16 protein-coding genes and 1 tRNA gene are annotated in these 17,350 nt (G+C 69.4%); 8 read left to right on the top strand and 9 right to left on the bottom strand.

The features are described from left to right. Positions 1-3 precede the first annotated feature (3 nt). Entirely contained in the window at positions 4-837 is an 834-nt protein-coding gene (locus ACTMTJ_RS11155) for an FhaA domain-containing protein (protein ID WP_441216076.1), read from the bottom strand. Positions 838-987: 150 nt separating this feature from the next. On the opposite strand from ACTMTJ_RS11155, the gene ACTMTJ_RS11150 reads away from it, so the two are divergent. The 3 genes from ACTMTJ_RS11150 (at position 988) to ACTMTJ_RS11140 (ending at position 3,292) form a co-directional block, all read left to right on the top strand. Further along, positions 988-1,073: transfer RNA gene (locus ACTMTJ_RS11150), tRNA-Leu, on the top strand. Positions 1,074-1,163: 90 nt separating this feature from the next. Beyond that, positions 1,164-2,522 (top strand): hypothetical protein, encoded by a 1,359-nt coding sequence (locus ACTMTJ_RS11145; RefSeq protein WP_441216075.1) that lies wholly within the window; start codon positions 1,164-1,166, stop codon positions 2,520-2,522. Next, on the top strand, positions 2,519-3,292 hold the full coding sequence (locus ACTMTJ_RS11140) for a 3-ketoacyl-ACP reductase (RefSeq protein ID WP_441216074.1): 774 nt from the start codon (positions 2,519-2,521) through the stop codon (positions 3,290-3,292). Before ACTMTJ_RS11145 ends, ACTMTJ_RS11140 begins: the two co-directional genes overlap by 4 nt. A gap of 70 nt (positions 3,293-3,362) precedes the next feature. Here the strand turns inward: ACTMTJ_RS11140 and ACTMTJ_RS11135 are convergent, their stop codons facing one another. The 4 genes from ACTMTJ_RS11135 to ACTMTJ_RS11120 form a co-directional block, all read right to left on the bottom strand. Next, complete coding sequence (locus ACTMTJ_RS11135; RefSeq protein WP_441216073.1) at positions 3,363-5,237, bottom strand: S8 family peptidase; 1,875 nt, start codon at positions 5,235-5,237, stop codon at positions 3,363-3,365. 178 nt (positions 5,238-5,415) lie between these two features. Continuing rightward, positions 5,416-5,895: a hypothetical protein gene (locus ACTMTJ_RS11130; protein ID WP_441216072.1), complete on the bottom strand. Its 480-nt coding sequence runs from the start codon at positions 5,893-5,895 to the stop codon at positions 5,416-5,418. A gap of 241 nt (positions 5,896-6,136) precedes the next feature. Continuing rightward, the gene (locus ACTMTJ_RS11125; RefSeq protein ID WP_441216071.1) at positions 6,137-6,364 is read right to left on the bottom strand and encodes a DUF397 domain-containing protein; all 228 of its coding nucleotides are present in this window, start codon (positions 6,362-6,364) and stop codon (positions 6,137-6,139) included. After that, positions 6,328-7,209 carry a helix-turn-helix domain-containing protein gene (locus ACTMTJ_RS11120; RefSeq protein ID WP_441216070.1) on the bottom strand — a complete coding sequence of 294 codons (882 nt, stop codon included), beginning with the start codon at positions 7,207-7,209 and terminating at the stop codon, positions 6,328-6,330. Before ACTMTJ_RS11120 ends, ACTMTJ_RS11125 begins: the two co-directional genes overlap by 37 nt. Before the next feature lie 488 nt (positions 7,210-7,697). Between ACTMTJ_RS11120 and ACTMTJ_RS11115 the strand changes: the two genes are divergently transcribed. Further along, a complete protein-coding gene (locus ACTMTJ_RS11115; protein WP_441216323.1) occupies positions 7,698-7,985 on the top strand; it encodes a hypothetical protein in 288 nt (95 codons plus the stop codon). Between the two features lie 100 nt (positions 7,986-8,085). After that, complete coding sequence (locus ACTMTJ_RS11110; RefSeq protein WP_441216069.1) at positions 8,086-9,165, top strand: hypothetical protein; 1,080 nt, start codon at positions 8,086-8,088, stop codon at positions 9,163-9,165. A 12-nt stretch (positions 9,166-9,177) separates the two neighbouring features. On the opposite strand, the gene ACTMTJ_RS11105 is transcribed toward ACTMTJ_RS11110, so the two are convergent. Next, positions 9,178-9,951, bottom strand: a complete 774-nt coding sequence (locus ACTMTJ_RS11105; RefSeq protein ID WP_441216068.1) for a PASTA domain-containing protein — start codon at positions 9,949-9,951, stop codon at positions 9,178-9,180. Between the two features lie 113 nt (positions 9,952-10,064). Between ACTMTJ_RS11105 and ACTMTJ_RS11100 the strand changes: the two genes are divergently transcribed. Then, the gene (locus ACTMTJ_RS11100; protein ID WP_441216067.1) at positions 10,065-11,246 is read left to right on the top strand and encodes a hypothetical protein; all 1,182 of its coding nucleotides are present in this window, start codon (positions 10,065-10,067) and stop codon (positions 11,244-11,246) included. Between the two features lie 52 nt (positions 11,247-11,298). Here ACTMTJ_RS11100 and ACTMTJ_RS11095 read toward each other — a convergent pair whose 3' ends face one another. After that, a complete protein-coding gene (locus tag ACTMTJ_RS11095; RefSeq protein ID WP_441216066.1) occupies positions 11,299-11,919 on the bottom strand; it encodes a TetR family transcriptional regulator in 621 nt (206 codons plus the stop codon). Between the two features lie 114 nt (positions 11,920-12,033). Here ACTMTJ_RS11095 and ACTMTJ_RS11090 point away from each other — a divergent pair, with 114 nt between their 5' ends. Next, entirely contained in the window at positions 12,034-13,632 is a 1,599-nt protein-coding gene (locus ACTMTJ_RS11090) for an MFS transporter (RefSeq protein WP_441216065.1), read from the top strand. 671 nt (positions 13,633-14,303) lie between these two features. On the opposite strand, the gene ACTMTJ_RS11085 is transcribed toward ACTMTJ_RS11090, so the two are convergent. Continuing rightward, positions 14,304-15,782, bottom strand: coding sequence for a glutamate-cysteine ligase family protein (locus ACTMTJ_RS11085; RefSeq protein WP_441216064.1), 1,479 nt, complete (start codon positions 15,780-15,782; stop codon positions 14,304-14,306). Positions 15,783-16,003: 221 nt separating this feature from the next. Next, positions 16,004-16,579: a YceI family protein gene (locus tag ACTMTJ_RS11080; RefSeq protein ID WP_441216063.1), complete on the bottom strand. Its 576-nt coding sequence runs from the start codon at positions 16,577-16,579 to the stop codon at positions 16,004-16,006. A gap of 97 nt (positions 16,580-16,676) precedes the next feature. Here ACTMTJ_RS11080 and ACTMTJ_RS11075 point away from each other — a divergent pair, with 97 nt between their 5' ends. Beyond that, the gene (locus ACTMTJ_RS11075; RefSeq protein WP_441216062.1) at positions 16,677-17,174 is read left to right on the top strand and encodes a MarR family winged helix-turn-helix transcriptional regulator; all 498 of its coding nucleotides are present in this window, start codon (positions 16,677-16,679) and stop codon (positions 17,172-17,174) included. Positions 17,175-17,350 lie beyond the last annotated feature (176 nt).

The raw sequence follows: 17,350 nt of genomic DNA, 5'->3' as shown, positions 1-17,350 counted from the left end.
TCCTTAGCCATCCACTCGGAACGTGAGTGTGGTCGTTCCGAGCTGGATCATGTCACCGGGGTTGAGAGCCACGGCGGACACGCGCTGACCGTTGACCATCGTCCCGTTGGTCGATCCCAGATCGGTGAGCACCACCTGGGCACCGTCGAAGTCGAGCCGGGCGTGGCGGCGGGAGATGCCGACGTCGGGGAGGCGCAGGTTGGCCTGGTCACCCCGGCCGATGACGGTCGAACCCATCTGCAACGGATAGGTGCGCCCATCGCCGGAGACCAGGCGCACGTTGCGCCCGCCACCGCCATGCTGCGGCGGAGGGCCGTAGCCACCGGGTGCCTGGTCGTACGGGGGATAGGCGGGGGGCGCCGGCGCGTCATACGCCGGCTGCTGGACGGGGGCCACCTCGCCACCGGTGTAGACCTCGGCCGTAACACGGAACATGCCCGTGTCCAGCCCGTCACCGCGCTCGATCTCGACGATGACGTCACCGTAGACCGTCCACGCCTGCTCGCCGATGAACTCAGCCTGCGACTGGGCGAGCTCCTGAGCCAGCGCGGCCGCGTACGGCGCGAGCCGACTGTGGTCGTACGGCGAAAGATCGATCACGTAGCGGTTGGGCACAAGGGTGCGCCCACCGGCCAGGATCGCTTTGTGCGCCTCGGCCTCCCGCTGCATGGCGTTGAGGATCTCCACCGGGTGGACTACCCCTTTGAACACCTTCGCGAAGGCCCCCTCGACCAGGCCTTCCAACCGCTTCTCGAAGCGTTGCAGCACGCTCACCGGCTCCTCCTCGGGTTCCGAGGACATGATGGTATCCGGCCGCCGCACGCGCAGGTTGCGCACCGACGTACCGGCCTGCTGCCGGCCTGTCTCGGGTGGCCGGTGTTGCCGTGCTACTCTTCCCACGCGCCACGGGCAGGTAACCTGCTCGCGGGTGCAGCCACGCACAGCGTAATATGTGGCCGCATCGTGTCCAGGGGATACCCCTGGTCCGGGGGAGTGGCGGAATGGCAGACGCGCACGGTTCAGGTCCGTGTGCCCGAAAGGGCGTGGGGGTTCAACTCCCCCCTTCCCCACCAGGTTAATTTTGAGGGCTCGTCCAGGCGGACGGGCCCTCAAAACTTTTGCAAGCCTTTCGTTATAGGAATGCGCTTTCCTATGCTGGGCGCATGATGAGGATCGACGACGGGCTGGAGCCCGCCGGACTGCTGCCCAAGATCGAGCGCCTCTGGGACGCCTCGGCGGAGAAGCTCGACTCGATAGAGAAGACCTGCCCACCCGGCTCCCCCTCGCCCGTGTTCACCGTGGACGGCCGCTACACCGCCCGTGGCTGGACGGAGTGGACCCAGGGCTTCCAGTACGGCTCGGCGCTGCTCCAGTTCGACGCGACCGGCGAGCGGCGCTTCCTGGATCTCGGGCGGGAGCTCACGGTCCAGGTCATGGCGAGCCACGTGAGCCACATCGGCGTGCACGACCACGGGTTCAACAACATCAGCACGTACGGCAACCTGTGGCGGCTCACCCGGGAGGGCCGCGTCGACGACGGCGACCTCCACTTCTACGAGCTCGCTCTCAAGATCACGGGGGCGGTACAGGCGGCCCGGTGGCGGGACACGGCGGACGGCAGTGGCTATATCTACTCGTTCAACGGGCCACAGTCACTCTTCGTCGACACGATCCGCTCCTGCCGGGCGCTGGCGGTGTCCCACCAGCTGGGCCACGTGCTGATGGGCGAGCGGGACGAGCGGATCTCGCTGCTCGACCGGCTGGCCCAGCACGCCACCAACACCGCCCGGTGGAACGTCTTCTACGGCGAGGGCCGGGACACCTACGACATCCGCGGGCGTACGGCCCACGAGTCGATCTTCAACGTCAACGACGGCAGCTACCGGTGCCCGAGCACCCAGCAGGGCTACTCACCCTTCAGCACCTGGACGCGCGGGCTGGCCTGGGCGATGCTCGGCTTCCCGGAGCAGCTGGAGTGGCTCGACACGGTCGAGGACGCGCCAGAAGGGCTCGCCGACACGATGCTCGAGGCGGCAATGGCCACATGTGACTTCTACCTCGCGCACACTCCGGTCGACGGCATCCCGTACTGGGACACCGGCGCCCCCGGCCTCGTGCACCTCGGCGACTACCTCGACCGGCCGGCCGACCCGTACAACGCGCACGAGCCCGTGGACTCCTCGGCCGCGGCGATCGGCGCGCAGGGCCTGCTGCGGCTCGGCCGCTACCTGATCGGCCGCGGACGGGCCGACGAGGGCCGGCGCTACTGGCAGGCCGGCCTGACGGTGTGCGACACGCTCCTCGGCGAGCCCTACCTCAGCACGGACGCCCGCCACCAGGGCCTGATCCTCCACTCCGTCTACCACCGCCCGAACGGTTGGGACCACGTGCCGGAGGGCCAGCGGGTCCCCAACGGCGAGTCCAGCATGTGGGGCGACTACCACGCCCGCGAGCTCGCGCTCTACGTGCAGCGGGTGGCGCGCGACGAGCCGTACTACACATTCTTCGGGAGCCCGGAATGAGCCTCGCCGCCGTCGTCACCGGCGGCTCGCGGGGCATCGGACGCGGCGTCGTGCTCGCTCTCGCCTCTTCCGGGTACGACGTGGTCGTCAACTACGCCCGCAACGCGTCCGCCGCCAAGGAGGTGGCCGAGCGAGTCGCCGAGGCCGGCCAGCGGGCCCACCTGGTGCAGGCCGACATCGGGCAGGCGGCCGACCGGCAGCGGCTCGTCGATGAGGCGGTGGGCGCGTTCGGCCGGATCGACCTGCTCGTCAACAACGCGGGCGTGGCGCCCGACGTCCGCGCCGACATCCTCGACGCCACCGAGGAGTCCTTCGACCGGCTGGTAGCGATCAACCTCAAGGGGCCGTACTTCCTCACCCAGCTCGTGGCCCGCCACATGGTCGAGCAGGTCGAGGCCGGCACGCTGAGCAACCCCAAGATCGTCATCATCTCGTCGATCAGCGCGTACGCGGCGAGCACCAACCGCGGCGACTACTGCGTCACCAAGGCCGGCCTCGCGATGGTCGCCCAGCTCTACGCGACGCGGCTCGCACCACACGGCATCAACGTGTACGAGATCCGGCCCGGCGTGATCGAGACGGACATGACCGGGACCGTGCGGGAGAAGTACGACGATCTGATCTTCAACCACGGGCTCACGCCGATCCGCCGCTGGGGCCGGCCGGAGGACGTCGGCAAGGCGGTGGTGGCCGTGGCGACCGACCTGCTGCCGTTCAGCACCGGCCAGGTCATCGACGTCGACGGCGGCTTCCACCTACGCACCCTCTGACGCAACAGGGCTCCCACGCCCAGCGGCGTGGGAGCCCCGCCGACCTCCCCAGGTCGGGTTCGCGAGCCGACTACACAGTCAGCGTCCAGGTGTCGATGCGGCCGGTGTCGAAGAGCGCCACATCTTGTACGCGCAGCGTCCAGGTACCGTTCGCCGCCTCGCTGGAGAGGTTCGCGGTGTAGGTCGCGTTGACGTTGTCGGCGCTGTCCGAACCGGAGCTGTTCTTCAGCCGGTACGCGGTGCCGTCCGGTGCGACGAGGTCGATGACCAGGTCGCCACGGTAGGTGTGGACGATGTTGACCGCCACCGTCGAGCTGCTCGAGCCGTTGCGACCGCAGGCGATGGTGATCGTGCTGGTCACGGTGCTCAGGTCGGGGATGGCCACGTCCGTGCCGTTGGTACCCGTGCAGTTACCGGTGCTCCCACCGGTCACGGTCAGCGTGTACGTCGCCGTCCGGGTGCCGGCCGCGCCCGTGCCGGTGACCGTGATCGGGTACGTGCCGTTCGTCACCGAGGCCGTCGTGGAGATCGTCAGGGTCGAGGAGCCACCGGAGGTGACCGACGCCGGGCTGAAGCTCGCCGACGCGCCGGCCGGCAGGCCGCTGGCCGACAGGCTCACCGACTGCGCCGAGCCGGCCGTGGTGGCCGTGTTGACGGTCGTGGTGACCGAGCTGCCGGCCGCGACCGAGCCCGACGTCGGCGACACCGACACGGAGAAGTCGTTGGCCGGCGGCGTGCCGTCGTTGACCACGAAGAGCAGCCGGTTCGCGGTACCGGTGCCCGGGTTCGTGACCACGTTGGGCGTGGAGTTGTTGACCAGGTAGTCACGCACCTGGGTAGGCGACCACGAGGGGTTGGCCGCGAGCACCAGCGCCGCGGCGCCGGCCACGTGCGGGGTGGCCATCGACGTGCCGCTGATCGAGTTCGTCGCGGTGTCGTTCGTGTACCAGGACGAGGTGATGCCCACGCCCGGCGCCAGGATGTCGACGCAGGTGCCGAAGTTGGAGAAGCTCGCGGCGGCGTCGTTGTTCTGGGTGGCGCCCACCGTGATCGCCTCGGCGACGCGGGACGGCGAGACCCCGCAGGCGTCGACCCGCCGGCCCAGCAGGTCGCCGTTGCCGGCCGCGATCGCGTACGTGATACCGGAGTTGATCGAGTTGCGAACGGCGGTGTCGATCGCGGAGTTCGCGCCGCCGCCGAGGCTCATGTTGGCCACGGCCGGCTTGACCGCGTTGGCGGTCACCCAGTCGATGCCACCGATGACCTGGGCGTTGGTGCCGCTGCCACCGCAGTTGAGCACGCGGACGCCGACGAGCTGCACGGCCTTTGCCACGCCGTACGCCGACCCGCCGACCGTGCCCGCCACGTGGGTGCCGTGGCCGTTGCAGTCGTCCGCGCTGCCGCCGTCGACCGCGTCGAAGCCGCTGGTCGCCCGGCCGCCGAACGTGCTGTGGCTGAACCGGATGCCGGTGTCGATGATGTACGCGCGCACCGTCGGAGCGGTCGACGGATACGTGTACGAGCCGCTGAGCGGCAGGTTGCGCTGGTCGATGCGGTCCAGGCCCCAGCTCGGGGGGTTGTTCTGGGTGTCCTGGATCCGGACCGTGTGGTTCTGCTCGACGTACGCCACCGCCGGATCGGCCGCTATGCGGGCGGCGCGGGCGGCGGTGGCCTTGATCTCGAAGCCACGCAGCGCGGCGCGGTACGTACGCCCGACCGCCCCGTCGTGCTTGGCCGCGAGGTCGCGGGCGGCCTTGTCGACGCCCGCCCGGGTGACCGAGCTGTCCTTGAACACGACGATGTAGCTGTCGGCGATGGCGGTGTCGCCACCGGCGTTGCGGATCGCGCCGGACGGCTCCTGCGCGAGCGCCGGCGGCGCCGCCATTGCGACGGCCACCGTCACACCGACGGTGGCCATGCCGAGCGTCGCCAGGCGGCGACGCATACGCGGGAGTGTCATCTCCCGTCCTCCCCTCTGACCGGCCCCACGTCCGCGGCCGTCCGGCCGCTTGTGACGGCCGGATCGGGCAGAGATGTTTGCCGATCGGGGGAGACGTTATGTGGTTATGTCAGCCAGCGACAGATGTTGAACTTTCTATATCACCGGCGATAGGTACCGGCGCCTATCGTTGGCGACCGCTCTGCTGGAGGTAGAGGAGCTCCAGGATGGACCGGGCCGCCTCGAACCAGCGGTCCAGCCAGCCGGGCGGCGGCACGGTCCCCTTTGGCGGGAGCTCCAGGAGCAGGCCGCGCAGCAGCGGATGATCGGCGAGCGTGCCGGCCGGGCCGTCCAGCCAGGCGGCCGGTGAGAAGACCGGCTCGGTGAGACCGGAGAGGTCGAGCCCGCCGGAGCCGTTACGGCCGTGCGACGGCAGGTCGTGCTCGGGCTCGAGGTCGCCGTGGTGGCCCAGTTCGCCAGGATGGGCCAGGCGCTCACCCGGGTGCGCCTCGCGCACGGGCATCGCGTCCCGCCCGCCCAGGGCGTCGCGCCCGTCCGTGCGATACCCGGCCGGCGCCGTCGCGTACCGGTCGACGGGCTCCGGCGGAAACCGCTCCTGGGTGCTCACCGGGCCATTCGCGCGCTCGTCAGGTCCAATCGTCATGACCGGTACAACGAGGTTTATTGGCTCGCGACTCTGGCTACTGCGCGCGAGCTACCGTATACTCACTCACGGTACGGATAACGTCATACATATAAAGACGCGCGCCTTTAGGGCGCGTGCGCACAGCCGCGCCGCCACTACGCATGGCGACACGGCTGCGCGCCAGACTGCGCCATCCGCTCCGTCGGTGGGCTAGAGGGCCACGCCTTCCCGCCAGACCACTAAAGGAAACGGAGTGCTGTCAGCCGAGGTCGAACTCGCCGTCCTTGGCGCCACCGACGAATGCGTCCCACTCGTCAGCCGTGAAGATCAGCACCGGACCGGTCGGGTTCTTCGAGTCCCGCACGGCGATCGCCTGGTCGACGAAAGCCACTTCGACGCAGTTGTCGCAGCTGGGACCGCTCCGCGAGCTCTTCTGCCACACAGCGCGGCTCAGGTCCAGCCGGAACCCCTTTGTCTCGACTTCCACAACGGCTCCTTTGTCAACTTTCGGATGAGTGCCACGGACTCCTCCGGGCGGAGGGCCGCGGCGCGGATGTGATCAAAAATGAACATGTACTTCCGCAACTCCTCACTCTTCTCCAAGAACAGTCCTCCGGTGGCATTTTCGGCAAAAACCACCCCCGGATCGCTGGGCTCCGAGAAGCTGAGGATTGTGAAGGTACCGTCCATGCCGGCATGCGCGCCGACCTCGAAGGGCAAAACCTGAAGTGTCACATTGGGTAACTCCGCGGCCCCGACGAGTCGCTCCAGCTGAGCGCACATGACGTCATCGCCGCCGATGGGGCGACTCAGCACGGCTTCGTCGAGGACCACCCACAGGTCGACCGGGTCTTCCTGTGTCAGTAACGACTGACGGTTGAGCCGGACACGTACCCGGCGCTCCACCTCGTCAGGCGTGATGTCCGGCCGTGCGGCACGGATCATTGCCTTCGCGTATTCCTCAGTCTGTAGTAACCCGGGCATCACCTGCTGTTCGTAGGCTCGAACCGATTCCGCTGCCTGCTCGAGACCTACATAGGCACCGGTGAGCACCGTGCTGTACGCGTGCCACCAGCCCTTCTGCCGGGCCTCACGAGCGATCTGCACGAGTTCTTCGCACTCGTCGCCGCGGACGCCGTAGATCTCGAGCATGTCGCGGACATCTCTGGGGGTGGCCGTGGTGTGGCCGGTTTCGATTCGCGACACCTTGGACGCAGAGCATTCCAAACGCTCGGCGACACCTTCGATCGTCACTCCCGCAGCCTCACGCCGGCGGCGCAGCTCGGCTCCCAGCCGTCGGCGGCGAATTGTCGGACTCCGACGCTCCGTCACGGGGTCACCTCCGCAAGTTGCGTCCCCAAGGGCCAGCGAGTCTGTCGCGATTCGGCGTCACGGGTACCCGTCACGGCGGACGCATGCTATGACGGAGCTGCGACATCGCGGCGAACCCGGTCCGCGGTTACGCGGGGCGTATCGTTCGCTCGCGCTGACATGCAAAGGCACCGGCACGTCGGCCGGTCACCGCGTTCAGTTTGCGCGTTTCCGAGCGGGACATCAAGCCACGATCCGCCCTCGGATGACCAGACCGGATCGGCCCGAAGTTGCAACTTGCATTGATCATGTTCATGGTGCACCCTGTCCGTATGGCTCGGGTCACTTACCGTCTCCAGCCAGCCGGGCAGGTTGCGGCGCCGCCGCAGCCAGGGGCGTAGTCCGGCGTCGGCGGAGACACACCCAGCGGGTGACCCCCGAGGTGAGCCGCGAAGCACATAGTCCGGCAAACTTTGGCTGAAATCGGCAGTTTTGGGACAGGAGTCGATGTGTTACCCCGGTCCGGTGACGTCCTCCATGTGACCCGTGAGGCGAGCGTCCAGTTCGCCGATCCGATGCTCTTTCGGGTGATCAGGGTCCACGACTGGCCCACCTACGACGGCTGGGTCTGGCTCGACGGTTACGAGCTCAATGGCGGCGGCGAGGCCGTCGAGCGCAGGTCGATCTTCGTAAAGATCAGTGGCCTGCGCACGGTCGGGTCCGCCCCGGACATCCGCCAGCGCAATGCGCGGCACCCCGCCGCTCGGCCCGCGGGGGTGCGCGCGCGGTCGCGGTGACGGGTTGGCCGTTCACCGTCCGGCCGCCCGCGCGCTCGCCTAGACTCGAAGACACCCGCCGACCCCGCCTGTGATCCGGACCCCGAGCCTGGGGGACGGCATGATCACTGAGCCGACCGAGCTACAGCCGGCATCTCGGCATCCCTACTCCACCCGTGGGCTGAGCCTGCGCGTCCTGCTCCTCGGCGTGATGCTGACGAGCCTCGCGGTCGCCGTCACCGGCGGCAGGCCGGTCGGGGCATCGTCCGCCGACGGGCGCCAGCCAGCCAGCGACTCGGCGATCCTCGCCGACGGCGAGCCGGCGGGCGGCGCAGGCCCCGGCGGCCAGGGCACGAGCGGCGTAGGTCCGGACGGTCAAGGCCCAGACGGTCAAGGCCCGGACGGCGTAGGCCCGGGTGGCCGGGGCACGAGCGGCCAGAGCAGCGGCGGCCACGGCGGCCCCGCGGGAGGTGGGCCGGCGGTCGGCCCGGCCAGTGATGGCACCTCGGCGGCCGGCGACGGCCCGCCCCACGGGGTCGTGCCGGCGGTGAGCGCTTCACCGGGTGCCCCGAGCGGCGGCTCCGCCGGTGGTCCGCCGGACGACTGGCACCTCTACCACCACTGGACGGATCCGTCCTGGCCCGGCTCCGGCCAGGCAACGGGTGAACAGCCCGAACCGGGCGACGACTGGCCCCATCCGGGCGCGCCACTTCCGGCCCGGACGGATGGCGGATACGACTGGGAGCCGCCGGTGACGCCCACGACCGACCCGGCACCCGGCGCCGGCTGGACACCAACTCCTGGCGACCCGACCGACCCGACACCGGGTACCCCGACCGGTCCACCGACGAGCACCGGGCCGGCACCAGACCCGACCGGGCCGGACGAGCAGCCGGACGCGCCAACCCCGAGTGGCACGACGAGCGGACCTGGGCCAGGGGCGACCACTGTGGACCCGCCGCAACGCGACCCGGTGGCCGCCGGTCCGGACGACGACCTTGACCTTGGTGAGACGGTCGACGAGCCGACACCGACACCGGAGCCGACAGCGAGTGCGGTCGCCGAGCCGCGCCAGGCCCTGGAGGCGGACTCGACGCCGGCCGGCAGGTACCACCAGACGCTGATCTACTCAGGCCTTATCGGGCTCGGGCTGGCCGCCATCGGCCTCACGATGGTGGGATTGCGCCGCCGTCGCTGGTGACGCGGCCCTTGTTCAGGAGGTCGGCTCCACGGTCGGCGTGGCCGTGGGTGCGGCGGTGGGCGTCAGCGGGCTCGCGATCACCAAAGTGATCTCGGTGCCCGGCGGCACGACCGCCCCTTCCTCCGGCTGCGTCTCGATCACCGTGTTGGCCGGCTCCTCCGCGGGCCGGTACACGAGCCGGTAGCTCAGGCCGAGCCGGTCGAGCTCGTCCCGCGCCTGCTCGCTGGTCAGCCCGGCGAGCGGCGGCACCGGTACATCGGCCGGCGCGGTCGTCGGCGGAGGCGGTGGGCTGGTGGTCGGCGCGGCCGAGGTGGCGGGCGCGGAGGTCGGCGCCGGCGTCGGTGACTGCGAAGGCGTCGGACTGGGCTCCACCTTGTTGGCGTTGTAGATCAGCCAGATGCCCGCGATCAGGGCGCCGACGAGGAGCAGCGCCACGATCCCGACAACGATCGGCATCCACCACTTGCCGCCGCCGTCCTCAGGCGGCGCCCACTCGGTGGGGACCGGTTCGCGCACGACGGTCGAGTCCGGTGGTGGCACACCCGCACGACCAGACCAGGCGGCCGGCTGTTCCGGCTCGTCGGCCGCGGGCATCTGCCTGGTCTCGTCGGCCGCGGGCATCTGCCTCGTCTCGTCGCCGGCCGCCGGGAGCTGAGTCGTCCGGTCGGGGTCGGTGCCAGCCGCCGGAGCCGGCTCCTCGTCCGCGAACGGGTCGAACTCCCGGGTCTGATCGGGAGCGTCATCGGAGTCGGGACCAGGACCGTCCGTATCGCGGTCGTCGGCCATGGCGTCGTCCTCCCCGGCGAGTACTTTCTTCGCGGTCAACTTATCGGGCGATTCGCCCGGTGGCGCGTCGCCCCGCACAGACGCGATAGCGCAAGGAAGCTACGCTGCCCGGCATGGCCGTTCGAGGCTGGGGAGGATCGATCGCGACCGCGATCGGCATCGCCGCAGGCGCAAGCGCCGCGCAGTTGGGGCTGGGCTATGGGCTCGGCATCATCGCGTGGCTGCCGTCGCCCAACGGCGGAAACGAGGCCACCTGGGTGGCCAGCCTGGCATGGGCGACCTGGATCGCGGCCACGTCCACGATCATCGGGGCAATCTGCGCCGACCGGATGAGTGCCTCCATAGTGGACAGCAGAGACACGCTGTCCAGCGCACTTGCCCGGGGCGCGATCGCCGTGGCCGCCGCGGTCGGCGCCCTGGCGACGGTGGCGCTGGTCGCCGTGCCGGCCCGCGAGGCGGCTCGGGCAGACACGTTCACCCCGCAGACCATCGCCGCGGGATACGCCGCGATCGGTGTGATCGTCGGGCTGCTCGTCGCGCTCTGGGCGGTGGCGTCCCGGGCGGTCGCGGCCAACGTCATCGCCACCGCGAGCTGGCTGTGGCTGCTCGCCGTGATCGCCGTGATCGACGGGGTCGCCACCGGGCGCGGGCTCGCCTCCGCCCAGCTGGGCGTCTGGCAGATCACCTCAGACGCCGACCGCTTCTGGTTCCGCAATATCTACCTGCCCGGCGCGGCCTTGACCCTCGGCTCGGCGCTGGTGATCGGCGCGCTCGCCGCGTGGCCGGCCGCCAAGCGGCTCGACGGCAGGGTCGGCACCGCGGTGTCCGGCGGCGTCGGCCCGCTCCTGGTCGCGGCGGCGTACTTCCTGGCCGCGCCCACGCTCGTCGGCATCCGTGCCGAGCAGCTCTCCGCACACCTGCTCGCGCCGTACGCGGTGATCGCCGGCCTGGCCGGCTCAGTCCTGGTGACCGCGATCAGCCAGCGCCGCGAGTCACGGCAGAAGGAAGAGCTGGCACTCCTGCAATGGCCAGACCAGCCGGAGCCGAGGGCCGACCGCGAGCCCGAGCCGGAGACCGACCGCGAGCCGGAGACGGATGTGGATCGCGTGCCTGTGCCGGCGCAGGCGTCCAGCGGAGACCTCGAAGACGACGCGTACGCACCGGCCCGTGCCTACGTCTCCGACTCCGCGCCGGCCACCGACTCGGCCGCGACACCGGAGCCGGCCCGCGGTCAGGCATCAGTCGCCGCCCCGCTCTGGCCCGAGCCGGAGAAGAAGAAGCCCAGGCGTCGTTAGCGCCCGTTTCAAATCCTTGCCGGCTGCGCCGGAGTCCAGGCTGAAACAGGCCCTAGCCTGCCGCCGGATAGTTGATCCCGGCCTCCAGCAGCGCGAACGCCCGGTCCGCCAGGTCGGAGATCTTTTCGTCGGGCTCGTTTTCGCGCCAGGCGCGCACGGCGACCTGTAGAGCGGCGCTGGCGACCGACGCGACAAGCTTGGGCCGCGGGTCGGCGACCGCGTCGACGCCCATCCGCGCCGCCACATGCCGGGCCAGCTCGTCGAGCTGCTCGGTGCACATCTCCAGGCTGCGGGCCAGCACGGCCGGACTGTTTTGCACGAGCTCCATCACGCACGCGAACTGGAACGCGTCCGCGCCACCCTCCTCGTACGCCCGGAGCACGTCGACGACCGCGTGGCGCAGGGCGGTGACCACCGGCTCGTGCGCGGGGCGGGCCTCGAGGGCCTGGTAGACGTCGAGAAACTGCTGTAGCTGGATGGACGTCGCGACGTCTTCCTTGGAGCCGAAGTAGCGGAAGAACGTCCGGGACGACACCTCGACCGCGTCCGAGATCTCGTCGACGGTGGTCGCCTCGAAACCCTTGGTGCTGAAGAGCTCGAAGGCGGCATCGATGAGTGCCTCGCGGGTGCGCTGCTTCTTGCGCTCGCGGAGGCCGGTCGTGCTCGGTGACATGCGGCAAAGTATACGGCTGGTGTCCAGCTCAGACTTTATTCCCCGCATGACAGTAGTCACTATCAGACGTAAGTCGGTTGACGACATCTGTCATGCACTGACAGATTCGCTCTCATGTCACAGGCAACCCTGACCCGGCCCGGTGGGCCGAACACCGACCTACGGCGGTCCAGCCGCCGCGGCCATGGTCACCCCTGGCTGACCCTGCTGGCCGTAGCCCTCGGCGTGATGGTCGTGGGCCTCGACGCGACGGTCGTGGCCATCGCCAACCCGGCGATCGCGCGCGACCTCGGCGCCGACTTCGCCCAGCTCCAGTGGGTTACCAATGGCTACCTGCTCGCCCTCGCGGTCTCGCTGATCGTCGCCGGACGCCTTGCCGACCGGTTCGGCCGGAAGACCGTTTTCCTCGTGGGCGTGGCGGGCTTCGCGGTCGCCTCGGTCGCGGTGGGCCTCTCCGGCTCGATCGAGATGGTGATCTTCTGGCGGGTGGTCCAAGGCTTCGCCGGCGCGCTGCTCCAGCCGGCCAGCCTCGCGATCCTCCGCAACACGTTCCCGGCCGAAAAGCTCAACATGGCGATCGGCATCTGGGCCGGCACCTCCGGCCTGGCCATCGCCAGCGGCCCGATCGTGGCCGGCCTGCTCGTGGAAAACGCGAGCTGGGAGTGGGTCTTCTTCCTCAACGGCCCGGTCGCCGTGGTGGCGATCCTGCTTGGCCTGTGGGTAGTGCGGCAGTCACGCGACCCAGAGGCCGCCGGCTCGTTCGACCTGCCCGGCGTCGCGTTGCTGTCCGCGGCTTTGTTCAGCCTGGTGTGGGGCCTGATCAAGGCACAGGAGTACGGCTTCGGCGACATCCTCCCGCTCGGCTTCTTCGCCGGCGCGGCGGTGCTCGGCACGGCGTTCATCCTGCGCGAGCGGACCGCCCGCCACCCGCTGATGCAGCTCGGTCTCTTCCGCAACCGCTCGTTCTCCGCCGGCACGGTCCTGGCCATGCTGGGCTTCTTCGCCCTCTTCGGCTCGTTCTTCTTCCTGACCCTGTACCTACAGCAGGTGCACGGCATGAGCCCGGTCGACGCCGGCGTGCGGCTGCTGCCGATGACCGCTACGTTCATCGTGGCCTCGCCGGTCGCCGGTGCGCTCACCGCCCGATACGGCCCGCGCCCGCCGTTGGTGGTCGGGATGCTGCTGACCGCGGTCGCGCTCTTCGCGCTCTCGCGGATCGGCGTGCAGGCCGACTACCTGTCGCTCTGGCCCTGGTTCATCGTGATCGGCATGGGCTTCGGCATGGTGCTGGTCGGCAGCACCGAGGCCATCGTCGGCAACGCGCCGGTGCACCTGGCCGGCCTCGCCGGCGGCATCCAGCAGACCGCGGCCCAGCTCGGCGGCGTGCTCGGCACCACCGTGTTCGGCACGATCCTGGCCACCCGGGTCGGCGACGTGCTGGTGGAGAAGCTGACCGGCGCGGGAGTGCCGGCCGACATGGCACCCGGCTTCACCGCGGCCGAAGACTACGTGGCGCAGGGCGTCGCACCGGTGCCACCCGGCGCCCCGCAACCCCTGGCCGACGCGATCACGACCGGCAGCCACCTGGCCTTCATGACGGGATTCCAGACGGCACTCACGGTGGGCGCGGTCATCGCGGTGCTGGCCGCGTTCGCGGCCCTGCTGGTGCGCAAGGGCGAAAGCACTGCCGCCGGAGCACACGCAGGCGTCTGATCAACCCTCCCCATCGGGGCGCTCCGCGGGCGGCGGGGCGCCCCGATCACTCCCGTCTAGAGACCTTTCGGGATTGGGATAGCTCCACCCGGGTCATGCTCCGCAGGGTCGGCTTTGTCTGCAATGCACCTTGCTGAGCGACGGCAACGGACCGAATCGAGGCGCTGTTCACCGCGTGTAACTGCCCGCAGCGACGTGAACCGCGTCCAATGCCAGATCTTGGAGAGTTAGGGCGCCATATCGGCCCAAAGTCTCCTAGATCTCACAGTCCGGCTCCCGACGCTGGTGACGCTACGTCAGGATGTCGCAGGTAGGCGCCTGCGACTGGCCCGAGGTCGCGTCCACCCCAACGGCTGCGCCGGGCCCCGGCGGGGCCCGACCAGGTCGGTGTGCGCGAGGTGCGTTGCTCTGCACCCCTGGAGTGGCCACCCCGTCCGGTCAGCTGAAATTGCCGGCGTCTCCAACCCGGGGGACGCAGAGCAAGGGGCCGCGAAGGTCTTCAACTAGGCCCTTGGACCGCGGACCCGGCAGCGGAGCGTCGGGGTTTCGGCGAGCGCCAGCGACGCCGAAACCCCGACCGGAGCGGTGCCCGCGGGAGCATACGGTCTACAACCGACACGGACGCGGGCAAATCTAGCTAAAAAGGTCATGACGGCTGCGACAACCCCGAACTAGTCGACCGGCCAGGTGTGTACCGGCTCGTTGGTGCGCTGGAAGCGGCCGTACCGCTGGAGCATGTCGTGCAGCGCCTCACCGCGGTCGAGGTCGCGGCGGCGCTCGGCGGCGGCCACCGCCTCGGTCTGCCACACCGCGCCGTTGCGCTGGAGCAGGCAGCGTTGCTCGATGATGCCGAGCAGCCGGTCGCGGAGCGCCGGGCTGACGCCGAAGCGGTCGAGTCCCGCGTACGCCTTGGGCAGCAACGACTCCAGCACCAGGTCGGTGACCCGGATCTCGCCGACCCGGGGCCAGTGGACGGTGGCCTCGATGCCGCGGCGGGCGGCGGCGTGGAAGTTCTCCTCGGCCGCGCTGAACGTCAGCTGCGACCAGATCGGCCGGTCCGCCTCGGCCAGCTCGCGCGCCAGTCCAAAGTAGAACGCGGCGTTGGCGAGCATGTCGACGACCGTGGGGCCGGCCGGCAGCACCCGGTTTTCCACGCGCAGGTGGGGCCGGCCGTTCATCACGTCGTACACCGGGCGGTTCCACCGGTAGACCGTGCCGTTGTGCAGCCGCAGCTCACCAAGGTGTGGCACACCGCCGGCGTGCAGTACCTCGACCGGGTCCTCGTCGTCGCAGATGGGCAGCAGCGGCGAGAAGTAGCGCACGTTCTCCTCGAACAGGTCGAAGATCGACGTGATCCACCGCTCGCCGAACCACACGCGCGGGCGTACCCCCTGGGCCTTGAGCTCGTCCGGCCGCGTGTCGGTGGCCTGCTCGAAGAGCGCGATACGGGTCTCCGCCCAGAGCCGCCGGCCGTACAGAAAAGGGGAGTTCGCCCCGACGGCCACCTGGATGGCCGAGATCGCCTGCGAGGCGTTCCAGTAGTTGGCGAAGTTTTCCGGCGAGACCTGGAGGTGGAACTGCACGCTCGTGCAGGCCGCCTCGGGCGCGATCGAGTCGGTGTAGGTCTGTAGCCGCTCCACACCACGGATGTCGAGCTCGATGTCTTCGCCCCGGGCCGCCACGATCTGCTCGTTCAGCACGCGGTAGCGGTCGTTGGTGGAGATGTTGTCGAGCACCAGGTGGTGCGACGTCAACGTGGGAAGTATCCCGATCAGGATGATCGTGGAGTCCGCCTTCACCGCGCGGTGCTCGGCTCGGCCCAGGCTCGCCTGAAGGTCTTCCTCGTAGTCGGCGAAGCCGTCGCCCTCGATCAGGCGCGGCCGGGCGTTGAGCTCCAGGTTGAACTGCCCGAGCTCGGTCTGAAACGTCGGGTCGGCCAGGTTGGCCAGGATCTCGGCGTTGCGCATCGCCGGCTCGGCCTCGCTGTCGACAAGGTTGAGCTCGATCTCCAGGCCGGTGGTGGGCCGCTCGGCGTCGAAGCCGAAATCGTCGAGCATCAGCGCGAAGACGTCCAGACACCGGCGGACCTTCTGCCGATATCGGGCGCGGTCCTCCCGGGAGAACGCACCCTGTGAGACGTCCTTCCCCATGTGGCCCTCCCGGCGCGCACGGCGATACGGGCGCCGTCACAAAGACACGTGGCCCCCCGGTCGGCGCGGTGACCTTCACGTTAGGAGCGAGGTCGCCGCTTGGGCTAGGGACAAAACAGGCACTTATCACCGGTCGTGAGCATGGGAGCGCGCTTAGTCCACCTAAGCAATATGCCCCGGTAACCGCGAAACCGGCTACCGGGGCATGTTCGGGGCAAAAGCTACTGGCGGATGGCCTCGCCCTCAAGCTCAATCTTGATCTTCTTGCCGACCAGCACACCGCCCGTCTCGAGCGCCACGTTCCAGGTCAGGCCGAAGTCTTCGCGGTCGATCTCGGTGCTCGCGGTGAACCCGAAGATGTCCTGGCCGAACGGGCTGCGGCCGACGCCCTCGAACTCGACCTTCAGGTCGACGGAGCGGGTGACGTCCTTGATCGTGAGGTCGCCGCTGAGGACGAACTCGTTGCCGCTGTGCGACTTTACGCCGGTGCTGCGAAACTCCAGGGTCTCGTACTTCTCGGACTCCAGGAAGTCGCCGCTGCGCAGGTGGTTGTCACGGTCGGGCGCGCCGGTGTTGATGCTCGCGGCCTGGATCGTCGCCACGACGGACGACTCCAGCGGGTCCTCGGCGACGGTGATCGTGGCGGTCGCCTGGTCGAACACACCGCGCACCTTGCTCACCATCATGTGGCGGGCGACGAAGCCGACCACCTTGTGTGCCTGGTCGAGCTCGTAGGTGCCAGGCGCGGGGATGGTCAGGCCTTCGAACTGCCGCGTTACAGGCGATGTGTCGGTCATGGGATGCTCCTCAGGAGGTTCTTGACGGTTCTATCTTTGCTCAAGCAACTATACGCACGGCAATATTCCACGTGTCAAGGGGTGCTACGCTGTACAGGTGTCCGATGACCTCCTTGGCGACCCACGGCTGACCGCCGCCGGGCTGTTCTTCGAGGTGCATACGGGGCTCAACGCCCGGCTCGCCGTGCAGCTCTGCGAGCACGGTCTGTCGCCGGTCGAGTTCGAGGTCCTCATGCGCCTCGCCCGCTCTCCGGGCCACCAGCTCCGGATGACCGACCTGGCCTCCCAGACGTCGCTCTCGACCAGCGGCGTCACGCGGGTGGTCGACCGCATGGAGCGAGATGGCTTCATCACCCGCCGCGCCTGCCCGTCCGACCGCCGCAGCTCCTACGCGGTGATCACGAAGAGTGGCCTGGGCAAGCTGGAGGCGATCCTCCCCGAGCACCTCGCGCTGATCGAGCGGTGGTTCACCGGTCAGCTGCCGGCCGGTCAGCTGTCCACCTTCCTCGACGCGCTGCGCACGATTCGTGACGCGGTCCACCCGGGTGCCACCGCGGGTTCCGCGCCGTCCGAGCACGTCGTGGTCGAGGTGTGACGCAGAGAGATACCAATCAGGCGTGACCGGCAGAAAGACCGGCAGAAGTGATTTGACGACTCCTGCAACTAGGTCCTAAGCGGACAAATATCCCCGTAGAAGTGGCTAGCGTGCAGCGCACGGGAGGGGCACCACGGGGGTGCGGCGCGGGCGGGTCGAGGGGGACCCGAGTCGGG

The organism is Phytohabitans sp. LJ34 (assembly GCF_052068095.1).
Lineage (GTDB): Bacteria > Actinomycetota > Actinomycetes > Mycobacteriales > Micromonosporaceae > Phytohabitans.
The sequence above is the reverse complement of the archived record's forward strand: the minus strand, read 5'-3'. Positions and strand labels throughout refer to the sequence as shown.

Bases quoted from the DNA above. Each gene is read 5' to 3' on its own strand.
- ACTMTJ_RS11085 (WP_441216064.1), bottom strand. From the start codon at position 15,782: ATGGGGAAGGACGTCTCACAGGGTGCGTTCTCCCGGGAGGACCGCGCC.
- ACTMTJ_RS11140 (WP_441216074.1), top strand. From the start codon at position 2,519: ATGAGCCTCGCCGCCGTCGTCACCGGCGGCTCGCGGGGCATCGGACGC.
- ACTMTJ_RS11080 (WP_441216063.1), bottom strand. From the start codon at position 16,579: ATGACCGACACATCGCCTGTAACGCGGCAGTTCGAAGGCCTGACCATC.
- ACTMTJ_RS11100 (WP_441216067.1), top strand. From the start codon at position 10,065: ATGGCCGTTCGAGGCTGGGGAGGATCGATCGCGACCGCGATCGGCATC.
- ACTMTJ_RS11090 (WP_441216065.1), top strand. From the start codon at position 12,034: ATGTCACAGGCAACCCTGACCCGGCCCGGTGGGCCGAACACCGACCTA.
- ACTMTJ_RS11135 (WP_441216073.1), bottom strand. From the start codon at position 5,237: ATGCGTCGCCGCCTGGCGACGCTCGGCATGGCCACCGTCGGTGTGACG.
- ACTMTJ_RS11110 (WP_441216069.1), top strand. From the start codon at position 8,086: ATGATCACTGAGCCGACCGAGCTACAGCCGGCATCTCGGCATCCCTAC.
- ACTMTJ_RS11105 (WP_441216068.1), bottom strand. From the start codon at position 9,951: ATGGCCGACGACCGCGATACGGACGGTCCTGGTCCCGACTCCGATGAC.
- ACTMTJ_RS11130 (WP_441216072.1), bottom strand. From the start codon at position 5,895: ATGACGATTGGACCTGACGAGCGCGCGAATGGCCCGGTGAGCACCCAG.
- ACTMTJ_RS11145 (WP_441216075.1), top strand. From the start codon at position 1,164: ATGATGAGGATCGACGACGGGCTGGAGCCCGCCGGACTGCTGCCCAAG.
- ACTMTJ_RS11095 (WP_441216066.1), bottom strand. From the start codon at position 11,919: ATGTCACCGAGCACGACCGGCCTCCGCGAGCGCAAGAAGCAGCGCACC.